The 13,666-nt window shown below is 53.6% G+C and carries 12 protein-coding genes and 4 pseudogenes; 11 read left to right on the top strand and 5 right to left on the bottom strand.

Features of this window, described 5'->3' with window-relative positions; translation table 11 throughout:
- Positions 1-99: 99 nt before the first annotated feature.
- The 8 genes and pseudogenes from GBC55_RS00595 to GBC55_RS00630 all read left to right on the top strand — a co-directional run.
- A complete protein-coding gene (locus GBC55_RS00595; RefSeq protein ID WP_093097704.1) occupies positions 100-522 on the top strand; it encodes an arsenate reductase ArsC in 423 nt (140 codons plus the stop codon).
- Positions 519-875, top strand: coding sequence for a metalloregulator ArsR/SmtB family transcription factor (locus tag GBC55_RS00600; protein WP_162436034.1), 357 nt, complete (start codon positions 519-521; stop codon positions 873-875). The genes GBC55_RS00595 and GBC55_RS00600 overlap by 4 nt, the downstream gene beginning before the upstream one ends.
- A gap of 24 nt (positions 876-899) precedes the next feature.
- On the top strand, positions 900-2,183 hold the full coding sequence (locus GBC55_RS00605) for an arsenic transporter (RefSeq protein ID WP_162436033.1): 1,284 nt from the start codon (positions 900-902) through the stop codon (positions 2,181-2,183).
- A gap of 16 nt (positions 2,184-2,199) precedes the next feature.
- Positions 2,200-2,670 (top strand): arsenate reductase ArsC, encoded by a 471-nt coding sequence (locus GBC55_RS00610; RefSeq protein ID WP_003395039.1) that lies wholly within the window; start codon positions 2,200-2,202, stop codon positions 2,668-2,670.
- A gap of 47 nt (positions 2,671-2,717) precedes the next feature.
- A complete protein-coding gene (arsH, locus tag GBC55_RS00615; protein ID WP_162436032.1) occupies positions 2,718-3,431 on the top strand; it encodes an arsenical resistance protein ArsH in 714 nt (237 codons plus the stop codon).
- 20 nt (positions 3,432-3,451) lie between these two features.
- The gene (gene arsC, locus GBC55_RS00620) at positions 3,452-3,874 is read left to right on the top strand and encodes an arsenate reductase (glutaredoxin) (RefSeq protein WP_162436031.1); all 423 of its coding nucleotides are present in this window, start codon (positions 3,452-3,454) and stop codon (positions 3,872-3,874) included.
- 37 nt (positions 3,875-3,911) lie between these two features.
- Positions 3,912-4,225, top strand: a pseudogene (locus tag GBC55_RS00625) (NAD(P)-binding protein); the annotation flags it as partial.
- 23 nt (positions 4,226-4,248) lie between these two features.
- Positions 4,249-4,779, top strand: a pseudogene (locus GBC55_RS00630) (transposase); the annotation flags it as partial.
- A 139-nt stretch (positions 4,780-4,918) separates the two neighbouring features.
- On the opposite strand, the gene GBC55_RS00635 reads toward GBC55_RS00630, so the two are convergent.
- Positions 4,919-6,529, bottom strand: coding sequence for a DUF1254 domain-containing protein (locus GBC55_RS00635; protein ID WP_162436030.1), 1,611 nt, complete (start codon positions 6,527-6,529; stop codon positions 4,919-4,921).
- A 345-nt stretch (positions 6,530-6,874) separates the two neighbouring features.
- On the opposite strand from GBC55_RS00635, the pseudogene GBC55_RS00640 reads away from it, so the two are divergent.
- Positions 6,875-6,976: pseudogene (locus GBC55_RS00640) on the top strand (DUF3313 domain-containing protein); the annotation flags it as partial.
- A gap of 367 nt (positions 6,977-7,343) precedes the next feature.
- On the opposite strand, the pseudogene GBC55_RS00645 reads toward GBC55_RS00640, so the two are convergent.
- The 3 genes and pseudogenes from GBC55_RS00645 to GBC55_RS00660 form a co-directional block, all read right to left on the bottom strand.
- Positions 7,344-7,525 (bottom strand): annotated as a pseudogene (locus tag GBC55_RS00645) (IS3 family transposase); the annotation flags it as partial.
- 390 nt (positions 7,526-7,915) lie between these two features.
- The gene (locus GBC55_RS29765) at positions 7,916-9,235 is read right to left on the bottom strand and encodes a methyl-accepting chemotaxis protein (protein ID WP_162436029.1); all 1,320 of its coding nucleotides are present in this window, start codon (positions 9,233-9,235) and stop codon (positions 7,916-7,918) included.
- A 1,258-nt stretch (positions 9,236-10,493) separates the two neighbouring features.
- Entirely contained in the window at positions 10,494-11,171 is a 678-nt protein-coding gene (locus tag GBC55_RS00660; protein ID WP_162436028.1) for a TetR/AcrR family transcriptional regulator, read from the bottom strand.
- 141 nt (positions 11,172-11,312) lie between these two features.
- Between GBC55_RS00660 and GBC55_RS00665 the strand changes: the two genes are divergently transcribed.
- Together GBC55_RS00665 and GBC55_RS00670 are read left to right on the top strand one after the other, a co-directional pair.
- Entirely contained in the window at positions 11,313-11,873 is a 561-nt protein-coding gene (locus GBC55_RS00665; RefSeq protein WP_162436027.1) for a carboxymuconolactone decarboxylase family protein, read from the top strand.
- A 161-nt stretch (positions 11,874-12,034) separates the two neighbouring features.
- A complete protein-coding gene (locus GBC55_RS00670; RefSeq protein ID WP_162436026.1) occupies positions 12,035-12,736 on the top strand; it encodes a haloacid dehalogenase type II in 702 nt (233 codons plus the stop codon).
- Positions 12,737-13,017: 281 nt separating this feature from the next.
- Here GBC55_RS00670 and GBC55_RS00675 read toward each other — a convergent pair whose 3' ends face one another.
- Entirely contained in the window at positions 13,018-13,593 is a 576-nt protein-coding gene (locus GBC55_RS00675) for a lipocalin family protein (RefSeq protein ID WP_247266836.1), read from the bottom strand.
- Positions 13,594-13,666: the final 73 nt, after the last annotated feature.

The raw sequence follows: 13,666 nt of genomic DNA on the forward strand, positions 1-13,666 counted from the left end.
GGAACGTTAGGGCACATGCCAAACAGCAGACATCATATTCGCTTTACCGAATATTCGCTAAAGCGTATATTCGATTTTCCATATGCATCGAGTTCCGCCATGAGCCCTGCTATCAAAGTGCTTTTCGTGTGCGTTGCCAACTCAGCCCGCTCCCTGCTTGCAGAGGCTTTGCTGCGGCACACCGACCCGCGCTTCGAGGCCTTCAGCGCAGGATCTGAACCGTCTGAGGTTGATCCGCGCACGACTCAGGCATTGGAGGCAGTTGGAGTCGATGCAACGGGCCTGCGCAGCAAGTCCCTCAGCGAGTTTCAAGCTGATCGATTCGATTACGTAATCACTCTTTGTGATAAATCCGCAAGCGAGTGCCTACCAATGCCCAATGCAGGTGAAGTCATTGCCTGGGATTTTCCTGACCCAGTAACCAGCGATGATCCTGGCGCATTTCGCCACACGCTCCACGACATCCACGAGCGCATCAAGCTCTTCGTTTTGGTCAAGACCAAACACCTGGAGGATCTATGACAGAACCCTTGAACCCCACCACCTTATTCAAGTGCCTTGCGGATGACACCCGAGCAAAAATTTCGCTGCTTGTCGTGAGTGAAGGTGAGCTGTGTGTATGCGAGCTAACGGCAGCACTCGACCTGAGTCAGCCGAAGATTTCTCGTCATTTGGCGCTGCTGCGCTCTGCCGGTTTGTTGTTGGATCGTCGCCAAGGCCAATGGGTGTACTACCGACTGAATCCTGATTTGCCCGCGTGGGTGACTGCAGTTTTGAAGGACGTGGTAGACGCCAATCAGCAATGGCTGGAAACCGAGGCTAAGCGCCTCTGCGGCATGAACGACCGTCCGATCAACCAAGCCGTGTGTAGCTGACTCACGCCCAAACGGATTAATGAAATGCTGATTGCTGTATTGATCTTTATCGCCACCATCGTCCTTGTCATCTGGCAACCCAAGGGGCTTGGGGTTGGCTGGAGTGCGATGTTCGGTGCCATTTTGGCGTTGCTGGCAGGCGTCGTTACCCTCGCAGACATACCGGAGGTATGGCGCATAGTCTGGAATGCTACCGGAACGTTCATCGCGGTCATTATTATCAGTCTGTTGCTTGATGAGGCAGGCTTTTTCAAGTGGGCTGCGCTGCATGTGGCTCGATGGGGAGGCGGGAGCACCCGCAAGCTGTTCGCGTTTATCGTCCTGCTGGGCGCAGCGGTATCGGCCCTGTTCGCCAATGACGGAGCAGCATTGATCCTCACACCCATTGTGATCGCGATGTTGCTGGAGTTGCGTTTTTCTCCTGCTGCTACGTTGGCATTCGTCATGGCAGCCGGTTTTATCGCCGATACGGCGAGCTTACCGCTGGTGGTTTCCAACCTGGTCAACATCGTTTCTGCCGACTACTTCGATATCGGCTTCAACGAATATGCTTCGATCATGGTGCCGGTAAACATCGTCAGCGTGGCGGCGACATTAGCCATGCTGCTGTGGTTTTTCCGCAAAGATTTACCAAAGACCTATGATCTCAACCAACTGGACAATCCGGACGAGGCAATCAACGACCGGGCCACTTTTGTAGCCGGCTGGTGGGTGCTGGCACTCCTCCTGATCGGCTTCTTTGTCATTGAGCCATTGGGGGTGCCAATCAGCGCCATTGCAGCGGTCTGTGCATTCATTCTTTACGTCATCGCGGCTCGTGGTCACGCCATCAACACAAGCAAGGTACTCAAAGAGGCGCCATGGCAGGTAGTGATCTTTTCTTTGGGTATGTACCTGGTTGTTTATGGTCTGAAGAACGCCGGCCTGACCGACCACATTGCACAGATCCTGAACGTGTTCGCCGGTTATGGCGTTTGGGGCGCGTCCCTTGGTACAGGGCTGCTGACAGCGTTGCTGTCTTCGATCATGAACAACATGCCCACCGTTCTGGTAGGCGCCTTATCCATTCATGCCGCCGAAGTCGATGGTGTTGTCCAGCAAGCGATGGTTTACGCCAACATCATCGGCTGCGACTTGGGCCCGAAGATCACCCCAATTGGGAGCTTGGCAACTCTGTTGTGGCTGCACGTGCTCGCCCGGAAAAATATAACGATCAGCTGGGGTTACTACTTCAAGACCGGGATCGTGCTGACCGTGCCCATCCTCGTCGCCACATTGTCCGCCCTGGCACTGCGCCTCAGTTTTTGAATCAAGGAATCGTCTGATGAAAGTCTTGTTCATGTGCACTCACAACAGCTGCCGCAGCATTCTGTCCGAGGCGCTATTCAACCACTTGGCGCCCGAGGGTGTAGAAGCCGTCAGCTCAGGAAGCTTTCCCAGTGGCCGGGTGAATCAACGGGCATTGCAAACGCTGGAGGCGGCGGGTATCTCCACGGCGGGCTTGAGCAGCAAGGCTTCGGATGCTTTTGAAGGCTCGCCTCCCGACATCGTGATCACTGTCTGTGACCGGGCTGCGGGTGAGGCATGCCCAATTTTCTTTGGGCCAGCTTTGAAGGCGCATTGGGGTCTGGCCGACCCGTCTGACGCTAGCGGGTCGGAAGCCGAGATTACCGCAGCGTTTGAAACCACACTCGCCAAAATTCACGAGCGCGTGAGCGCATTTCTTGCGCTGCCACTGAAGACCATCAGCGCTGAACAGTTGAAAGCTGAACTGAATCGCATCGGTTCGCTTTAAAGATCAACCGAGGCGGTGCCCAACCTGGCGCCGCCGTAGGAGTTTTTATGCAAGACATATTGCCGAACGTACATGCCGACCTGTTCGATATTCCTTCGCTGGAGCAACTGTCGCCTCGTACGCTTTCGCTCCATAAACCTCGCATTCTTCTGCTGTATGGATCAACGCGAGAGCGCTCATTCAGCCGGTTAGTTACGCAAGAGGCGGCACGCCTGCTGAATGAGTTAGGCGCTGAAACCAAGATCTTTGACCCATCGGGTCTGCCGCTGCCGGACGACGCTCCCGATACACATCCCAAGGTCGCTGAACTGCGCGAGCTGATGCAATGGTCTGAGGGGCAGGTGTGGTGCTCCCCTGAGCGTCACGGCTCCATGAGTGCGGTATTCAAAACCCAAATTGACTGGGTTCCGCTGGCGATTGGCGCTGTACGACCTACGCAAGGAAAAACCCTTGCTGTGATGCAAGTCTGTGGCGGTTCCCAATCCTTCAACGTGGTTAACCAGCTGCGGGTACTTGGACGGTGGATGCGGATGTTTACCATCCCTAACCAGTCCTCCGTGGCCAAGGCGTTCACCGAGTTCGATGAAGCAGGCCGTATGAAACCTTCCTCGTACTACGACCGTCTCGTGGACGTGATGGAAGAACTGATGAAGCTAACCCTGCTGTTGCGGGATCGCCAGGATTATTTGGTTGATCGGTACTCCGAGCGTAAAGAGTCCGCCGAAGAGCTGTCCAAACGCGTCAATCAGCGCTCCATCTAACAACAGCACGAGGAAGCGATATGAGCCAGATCACGATCTACCACAACCCCGAATGCGGCACCTCTCGCAACACGTTGGAGTTGATCCGTAACAGCGGGGAAGAACCGACAGTTATCGAATACCTGAAGACCCCGCCTGATCGCACCATGCTTGTCAGGTTGATCAAGGATATGGGTATCGAGGTGCGGGCCCTCCTTCGTATCAAAGGCACTCCTTACGAGGAGCTGGGATTGGGCGATGCATCGCTGACGAAAGAACAGCTCATAGATGCCATGATGGCTCACGCTATCCTGATCAATCGCCCCATCGTCGTGACGCCCATGGGGACACGCTTGTGTCGTCCTTCAGAGGCAGTCCTCGACCTGTTACCGCGAGAGCAGCGTGGCAGCTTCATCAAAGAAGACGGACAAGTCGTCATTGATGAGCAAGGTCGCAGAGTCTGAAACGACACCGGCGAATTGTCGCCATTGAGTCGAGAGGATGCTGGTGAGTCAGAATTCGAAACTTGATGTTGTAGTCATTGGTGGTGGCCAGTCCGCGCTCACCGTAGCCTATTTTTTGAGGCGTACAGGCCTTTCCTACGCATTACTCGACACCGAGTAAGCACCGGGAGGGGCCTGGCGGCATGGATGGGATTCTCTCCGATTATTCTCGCCGCCTGCTTGGAGCTCAATCGCCGGCTGGCCCATGCCAGCAGTATCCGGAGGGGACTCCTGGGCGGGACGATGTGGGTCGACTATCTGACTCAGTATGAGCGCATATATGACTTCCCCATTAACCGTACCACGCAGGTGCCTTGCGCGACGCGGTGCTTACACGGCGCAAGTTCTTCGAGCTACACGCCACCAATAAAAGCCAGCTTGCCGAGCAGGCCTTGCGTTACATCCAGTTGCTGTACGAAATCGAGAGCGAAGTGCGCGACCTGGAGCAGAATTTACGGCGCCGAATACGGCAAGAAAAAGCCGTATCGGTGATGGATAGGCTGCATGCGTAGATGATCGCCCGGCGTGATCTTGTGCCTGAAGGCTCGGCCATCAGCAAAGCACTCGACTACAGCCTTAAACGCTGGGCAGCGCTGTCGCGCTACCTCGATGACGGGGCCATACCCATCGATAATAATTGGGCGGAGAACCAAATCCGACCCTGGGCTCTTGGACGCAAAAACTGGCTCTTTGCAGGATCGCTACGCAGCGGCAAACGGACTGTGACGATCATGAGCTTGATCCAGTCGGCGCAGCTTAACGGGCATGATCCGTATGCTTATATAAAGGACGTCCTCACGCACCTGCCGACGCAGCGGGCGAGTGAAATCGATCAGTTGCTTCCGCATAAGTGGCAGCCGGTTTAATTACGCAAGGCATGATGCCCAGACGCATACCTACTTCTGATTTGAAGCAACATTTAACGTTTCTGGTATGTGCAAGCCTGTATATCTTCGCATTTGAGTGCGTGAACCGACCCCTGTAGGAACCGATCCACGCTATTGCTTACTTCACTAACTCGACTTCGCTCGGACGCCAGGTTTTGGCGAAGAAAGGCTCCAGCGGGCTGTAGAGGCGCAGGCATGGTATGAAGCCTTTACCGGGCATGGTCTGGATCCAGTTGCCGCGTTTCACACCATCGGGTTGCGTTGGCCCGAAGTAGATCGTTGTCGAGCCGTCAGTGCTTGGCTCAGCCGCCGGCGATGGGAAGCTCTGGCTGCCGGCGCGTGGATAATTCTGTGGCGTGTCGAGCATCGAACGGGACATTGTGTCGTAAAGCGTGAACGACCAGAATTTCGCGGCTGGGATGTCCTTTGGCAATGTCACCTTGTAGGTCTTGGCACCATCGAAGTAGTCTTTCTGGGCATCGACCATAGTCCACAAATACGTGGAGCCAACGCCGGGCAGTCGCATGGCCATCGCGGGCGTGATACCGGTGACGCCATAGAAGAAAGCTCGGCGCGCCTCCAACTGGCGGTATCCGGTAGGAGGGAAGGGTTTAACCCCTTCCTTGGTAATCATCGGGATGGGCGTTTCGAACTCGTGGCCGGTGGCGAACAGCATGTTCTGCCAGTTGGCATCGGGGTAGTAATACCAACTGCGGTCGCGCGGATTCATGAACAGGCTGCGTGACGTCGCGTTGGCCACCGCCAGTGCTTCCGTGAGAATTTTCTTCATGCGTGCATCAGGCATGAAGGCCTTGCCCTTGACGATACCGATCTCGGCGATGGGCCCCATCAACTCGGGATCGAGACTGGTGGCCGGTTCTTGCTGCACGACTTCGTTCAACATTTCGAAGTACGAAAAGTCGTTCGGCGGAATGGTGTTCATCACCTTGCCCGAGCCTTCATGGAACACGGTCGGCGGTGGCGGGCTGATCGGGCCAAGGTTGGCCTTGCCCGCTAGGAACTCAGCGATCGGTGTGCCGACACCGCCAGCCGTGTAGGGATAGACCTTGGTGAGCTTCTTGATCTGCTCTACCACCGGCTTAGGATCGTTGCCATTCTCGATGAACGCTCGGGCAAACCAAACGCCGTGGGTGGTTTTGGAGTGAGCGACGTTGAATTCGCCTTCAGGCAAGGAACCCGCGTAACCCGGCGGGACGATCAGGTACTTACCGCCTTCGCCGCGGTCAGGCCCTGGCAGGCCCAAGTCGATGATCCAACGGAACCAAGCATCCTGAACCGTGCCAAGGACACCCGGCGGGACTTCCACCACTATCGGCCCATTCGAGAGGTCGAAGCCGGAGATGATATAGATCGTGTCGGCGTTGGGCGTTAGGAACAGCGACTTGGCATCCATCAGCTCCGAGAAGACGATCACCTCGTTGTCCTTCACACCGATGTCTTGCAGCCCCTTGCGAATGGCGTGGATGCTGACGCCTTGCAGGGTGTCCGCAAACGCGCGAGTTGCGTGCGAGAAGTCCAAGTGATCATAGACCTTATCGAGGGTTTCCTTGCTGGGCTGGCCGTCCTTGAATTCTAGTGTGCCAAGCCGCGTTTCGATCTTGGCGGGCGTCGTGATCGGCTCTGGGATCGTCTCGGCCCATGCGCAGGTAGCGAACAACAGGCTGGCAATCACAGTGCCGCCCTGACCGATGCCGGGGAACGTTTTCATTGATATCACTCCTCGTGTGTTTTTTGCTTTTGTGCAGGCGATGCCTTCCGTAGCTCTTAATCTGAGGCGGCCCCAACATAGGGGGTACTGTCCACCCCGTAAAACCCGAAAAGCGTTACACAGCGAGCTTGGAGAGTGTCTAGAAAACCCGGGGCGATTCATCAGCAAAGCTCATTTTTATGGCATCCGCCATTGCATCGCGAAAAATCGAACGATTCCCGGCAAGAATTATCAGCGCGCAAGTTACTACTTGCTGAAAATTTCAGCATTGCTACCTACGTTCTCCGCGCTGCTATTCAAATTTCTAGCGAACAGTTCGACTTTCTCCTCGGAGCAAATACCACTATGTACTCGCCCCGAAACCTGCTTGTCGGCGCCGCGTTGGCCGGTCTCCTGCTCGGTGGTTACACCTCAAAAGTTACCGAGACGACGCAATACTCCGGTTACGGCAGTGGGCAATAATTAGCCCGATCCAAATGGTTCGGCTATACGGGAACCCGTCGGCCTATTGGAAGGATGTCCTCACGCGCCTGCCAACGAAACGGGTGATTGAGATTGCGGGAGGATATTTGTGGAGCTGCTGTCGCATATATGGTTGTTGGTTTGATTACACAAGACGTGATGCGCGGACGCATACGGTTGTGAGTCAAGGCGACATTGGCAATCGAGATGTCAGGCTGTGCGCAGTAGGCAATGACCTGAACGTTGAAGGATTTGGAATAGATACGGCGTTCTTGTGGCATGGGCATCCGCTTAAAAAGGCTAAAAATGGTGTCCACTTAAATTGATCTGTCCCCGAAATGTTGGACGCGTTCTATGCCCGCCGTGCTTGACTCCTGTATTCCACAGGGCTCGGGCCACTGAGCTTCAGTCTTATTCGCGATGATTTTTGGTAGTGTATGTAGTCCTCAATACCTGCTTCAAGCTCATCGATACTGTCGAATTTTTAAGGTAAAAGAACTTGGATTTCAGCGTGCCACAAAAAAAACTTTCCATACCCAACGATGCGAACTCTCTGTGACCTGCGCTCCCCGACCAGTAATCTTCACCAACCGACAGTTTCGTCTGGTCTGTGCATTTTTTCATGACACCACCCAATGTTACTGTCCAACATTTCGGTGTCAGATCACAATTTTAGGTGGACACCATCGCCACAAGCGACGGTGTCGGGAAGGTGTGTTGCCCGGACGGTTACCAATCAACCACCTTTCTCGCGGGCCAGGGATACCTCTCAAGCCGAAAAACCCTAGTTCTTACCTCGAGCTTTTTTTCATCAGCACTCCGGTAGGATTCGGCTGTACTCCGTCCGGAAACTGGACAGTCGTAGAGCTAAAGCTCTCAGGATAGATTGCATTAATAGATCATCACTTCAGTGGTGATGACACATCAGAGCTCTTCCAGCGACTCGGTAAACTGACGCACTGCGTCTACTACCTGTCGTGCACCGCTCTGAATTTCGTCTATTACCTGACCGGCTTGATTGACCAAGCTGACGCCTTGATCGACCTTGTGACGACTAGCCTTCATGCTGTCGACTGCGTCCTGAGCTAGTTCATGGTTGCGCTTGACCACGTCGACGATTTCCACGGTGGCCTGTGCCGTGCGGGCCGCGAGGTTTCGTACTTCATCGGCGACCACGGCAAAACCGCGCCCCTGCTCACCCGCTCTTGCTGCTTCGATAGCAGCATTCAGCGCCAGAAGGTTCGTCTGCTCGGCGATACTCCGGATGGTCTGTACGATGCTGCCGATCATCTCGGACTGCTGATTTACGGCGGTGATGCCTTCAGCCGCTCTTGAAAGTTCAGCGGCTATGCCTTGCACCACCTCGACAGTTTCACTGATCACCTCGGCACCATGGCGAGCGCTTCTGTCCGTCTGCTGGGATATATCGTAGGCGAGCTTAGCTGCATTCGATTCGGCCTGCTGCTGGCGCACCTGAGATGTAATATCACGTGCAAATTTGACTACCTTGTAGAGGCGGCCACTCGCGTCAAATACCGGATTGTAGGTTGCGCTCAGCCAGACGGTATCACCGTGACGATTGAGCCGTTGGAAACGGCCAGAAAAGAACTCTCCCCGGTTCAGTCGCTCCCAGAAGTCACGGTACTCAGGAGAGTCTGCTTCACCACGCGTGCAGAACATACGGTGGTGCTTTCCACGAATCTCATCCAGGCGATAGTCCATCGCCTGTTCGAAGTTTTCATTTGCTTCGAGCACTTCCCCTTTTAAGTTGAACGTGATTGCAGCCATCGAACGACTGATGGCCTGAACCATGCTGCTCTGTTCCTGCTCACGGGCCACTTGAGTGGTGATGTCAGTGGCAAGTTTGAGCACGCCTTCAATACGACCATCGGAACCCCGGATAGGGTTGTAGGTCGCTTCCAGCCAAACCTCCTCGCCTTGCTTGTTACATCTTAGGAAACGTTCACGTATGTACTCCCCCCTCGCCAAGCGCTGCCAGAACCGACGATAGTCCGCACTGCCCTGATAATCAGGAAAACAAAAGATACGATGGTGCTGTCCGACGATCTCCTCCAACCGATATCCCATGGTGGTCAGAAGATTCTCGTTGGCACCTACGATGGTGCCATCGGGCTTGAATTCAATCGTGGCCATGGAGCGGTCAACGGCCTCAATTCTAGCCTCTGCTGCCTCAAGCTTTTGTACCGCCTCGGCCAGATTTTGCTTAATCGCTTTGTTAAACATCGATTTGCCTGAGAGTAAAGTTATGGTCGCGAACGCGTGAGGAGACGTCTTACTGCCCTGTTTAACTGATGCTCAGATCAGACGGTACAGCGGGATTGCCTACTACACGCACCATCTAGCCTTCGAGAGTCCCCTGGCTCAGCACGCTTACACCCCCGAGTCTCATTAACTGTTTTCGAACTCTGGGTCAGCAGCTCGCATGAGTCAGCATGCCTATTTTGTCGCCTCGGAGAGGTAGCGCAACGCCAAGACGACACCACATTAGAACGAAAACGGGGATGGCCGTAATCACCAATACGGGCACGGACGCCACATCCGCACCCTCATGCGCAGAACCCCATTGCCGCAAAACCAAAGGGTCAGAGATAACAGCACATCTCATTTTGGAGCTGACCGTTTCGAGCAAATAGCCGTATTCAAGATCCCGCTCTCTAGATGCAGATAAAGACGAAAACCTATTGTGTTTCCCTTTACTTCCAATGAAGCAGAAACGCTGCTTGTCCACCCTGAGAGGGCTCGCAGAAAGCTATACAGATTCTTATGACTGTACAACTTTTTTAACGTGCGATCACCATGACACCCGTAGAGAAGCTTCACAATTGGCACAGGTACTGGCGCCTCTCACTGGGAGTTGTATCCTGCAGGTCATGCAGCGCGATGCACTTGAGATCGATAGAGAGGGCCTGATTTCCCTCACAATCCGTGATGCCCTTTAGCAATAGCCAGATATCGTCCATGGGAAGATCTAGACAAAATCTGGCCTGCCTCTTCCCACCCAACCACTCGAACAAGCTGAAATGCTCCATCAGTAGAGGCTGAAAATCTCCAAGGGACGGAGCGAAGAATTCGCTCGATGACGCCAGCGAGCTCTATGAAAAACCGGTGGAGAGGAGGCCATTGACCTAAATCGGTGATTTTTCCAGCTATGCTAAGAAGTGCTTTGATGCGGCTTAACCTGCGCTTCAATGCGGAGGCCAAAAGATCCATCATTTTTGATAACGAAAGCACCTTTGAAATTACCGCGAATAACAGTAAAAAACTTAACTTATCGACTCTCCGCGACAGTAATTCACCCAGCTTCGAGCGCTCCACATTGGCCGCAATCGCAGGTGGCCGATGACCAAAACCATGGCCAACATCGCCAGCGACTTGATCAGATTACCGGCATACTCAGCATCAGCGAACGACAGCTGTTTCATCGGAGTTCAACCGTTCTGTTCTTGCGAGGTGGCCATTTCACCAGATCGGAAAGTCTATTTCAGAGTTTCCTTGGGCTATTTTTTGAGTTAATTAAGACCTGTGAACTATCATTGTCCAAATCGTTAGGGCCAGCTAAGCGAGCTTGGTAAGAATCGAACATGTTGGCCATATCGTCTGCTAACGTTTCAATCTGAACGTGGGGTACGTTCCGTTCAGCAAACGCCCTTAGACCGATAATCTGCGTTTGAATCAGGCGAGCCAGCCTTGGGCAATCGACATCGGAACGCAATTCATTCATTGCCTTGGCCGACTCAATGACCTTACAAAGTCCCTGCTCGATGACCGAGAGCATTGCCTCCACCTGAGTCCGTAATGCAGCGTCCTCAGCATTCAATTCAAGCAAGGTCTTAATCAGCATACAAGCCTTCGCAGGCGACTGCGCGTACCCACTACAGGGCTTAGCGAATGAGCGAATATATCGCTTCAACCCTTCTATAGAGGTAGGAGCCTCTTCGATCATCTGATGAAAATCATCACTGGTACGGGCTGCGTAAGCCTCAAGAGCCTCGGTGAATAGACCACTCTTACTGCCGAAGGTCGCATAGAGGCTACCAGGACGCATATCCAAAGCCGCCTCAATATGCTTGAGCGAAGAAGCGTAATAGCCTCGTGACCAAAACAACTCAATCGCTCTATCTAGGGCGACTTGGCGATCGAAGCGAGCAGTGCGGGACATCGTTGCCTCTCGGATTAAATGCATCAGTTTAACTGACAGGACTAATTTTGAGTGATCGCTCAATATTAGCTTGACTGACCCTTAGGCTGCAATTAGGATCGAATCAATATTTGAACGATCACTCAAAAAAGGAAATATTCTATGAGCACTTTTACGCTGCACGACCAGAACAGCGCGCCCGAAGCTTCCAAACCTCTGCTGGAGAAGTCCCAAAAAGCTTTCGGTGTGATCCCAGGCTTGCATGCGGTAATGGCAGAAGCTCCGGGCCTGCTCAAGGGTTATCAAGTGTTGCACAGCCTATTTCTTGACAGCAGCCTCAACGCCGATGAAAAAACCGTGGTGTGGCAAACAATTAATGTTGAGCATGTCTGCCATTACTGCGTGCCAGCACACACCGGTATAGCCAAATCGATGAAGGTTTCTGATGAGGTGAGTAACGCGCTGCGTGATGAGACCCCCCTACCAACCTCAAAGCTTGAGGCGTTGCGCGACTTTACTCTGGCGATGGTGCGCCAACGTGGCGAGCTTGAGTCCACGCAAATGCAGGACTTTTATGCAGCCGGCTATACTCAACAAAATGTGTTGGAAATCATATTAGGCCTCAGTCAAAAAGTTATGAGCAACTACACCAACCACATTGCCCAGACGCCTGTCGACGAAGCCTTTAAGCGTTTCTCCTGGACTAAGAAATCATCCCGCTAACGATCATCGATACCGCCCCTTCCCCTCCCGGGAACGATTTAGATTTGTGAGCGTGTCCCGCAGGTTCGATCAAGGTAACTTTTCCGCGATCTAGCGTGTCAGAGGCCTCAAGCGAAAACCGCGTGCTTACAGTAGCGTGCACTACTTAGCAGAGAATATTCATGGCATTGCAAAAATCAGCGCCGATCATCGTTTTCGATGTGAATGAGACATTACTCGATATCACCACCCTTGAGCCGCTGTTTGAGCGTGTCTTCGGTGACCGAGCCATTTTGCGCGACTGGTTCACCAATCTGATCCTCTACTCGCAAACTATGACCTTGTGTGGGCGTTACAGCCCATTTGGCAAACTGGCCGTGGGCACGCTGCACATGGTCGCGTCTATCCATCATGTCGCGCTCGACGCTAGTGATATTGATGAATTGCAGGCACGGATGAGTACTATGCCAGCACACCCTGATGTGCTGCCGGCACTCAACTGCTTACGTGATGCCGGCTTTCGGTTGGTGACGCTAAGTAACTCGCCCAGCGGTGCATCCCCTTCGGCTCTTGAGCGCGCCGGGTTAGCGAAATTCTTCGAGCGCAGTTTCAGTGTTGAGGTAGTGAAAAAATTTAAGCCTGCCCCGGAAACCTATCAGATGGTTTCGAAGGAGATGAATGTCGAGATGGCGGACTTGCTTCTGGTCGCTTGTCATCTTTGGGATACGGCCGGTGCGCAAGCTGCGGGGTGCCTTGGCGCACTGCTGACGCGGCCGTACAATGCACCGCTACCGATAGAAGAGGTGCCAGTGCCAGACATCATGGCCGCCGAGTTAGGAGGGCTGAGCGAGCAGATCATTCAACGCTGGGGCGGACAGACTTAGCCAAAGGCCTACCCTGATCCTCTTAGTGGCCTATTGCCGATGGCAATGGGTGTGCTCGATTGCCCGAGTCGGCCAATGACCTATATGTTCGCCATGACATAAGTCATTTGATCGCGGTGTAGGACTGTAGGCAGGAACTACTTTCCAGTGACGTTTAGACTAATCCCGAATAGCCAGCAGCGTCGCAAACATCGCCATTTTTGAAAAAAGCTCGAAAAACGTTGTTGATAGACTTACCGTACGATTACACGGCCCATTTGGTCAGCAATCCCCATCCGACGCTATTGCTGTGTCATCAGCAGCCGTTCCACCGCGAAGCCTTTGTCTTTCAGTCGTTCCAGTAGTGCCGCGTAAGCCTGCGGCTCTACCTGAGTTGTTCGCGACAAAATCCACAAGTATTTGCGAGTCGGCTCGCTGACGGCGACCAATTGGTATTGTTCGTCAAGATCAATAATCCAGTAGTCCCCCCACACTGCGGGGAGGAACGACATCCACGCTGGTGCGAAGCGCACCTTTAGCTTGGGAGAGTCAGGAGCACCTACTTGCCTACCTGTGGCGAGAGCAATATGTAATTGACCATCGCGCAATCGACACCGGTTGACTGCCTGCACCGTAGCGTCGACCTGTAGGTGGAAATCAGTACGGGCGAAACCAGCGCACTTCTTCTGGAACCGGTTGGGAGTGCGGGAGATCTCGTACCAGGTACCCATGAATCGAGGCAGGTCAATACTAGCAACAGGTTGCAATGGCAGATTGGAACTGACTGCCTGAACGCCGGGAATGGTAAAACAAAATCCAGCCCAAAGCAGGCTAGTAAAAATGTAGCGAAATATTCTGCGCACAGTTCTATCACTCAAGATTGGCACTCGACCACGCATCCCTGATGTCACCGGAGAAATCAGGTGTACGTGGATTGGACTCTCATCTCAA

Source organism: Pseudomonas sp. TNT3 (assembly GCF_010095445.2).
Lineage (GTDB): Bacteria > Pseudomonadota > Gammaproteobacteria > Pseudomonadales > Pseudomonadaceae > Aquipseudomonas.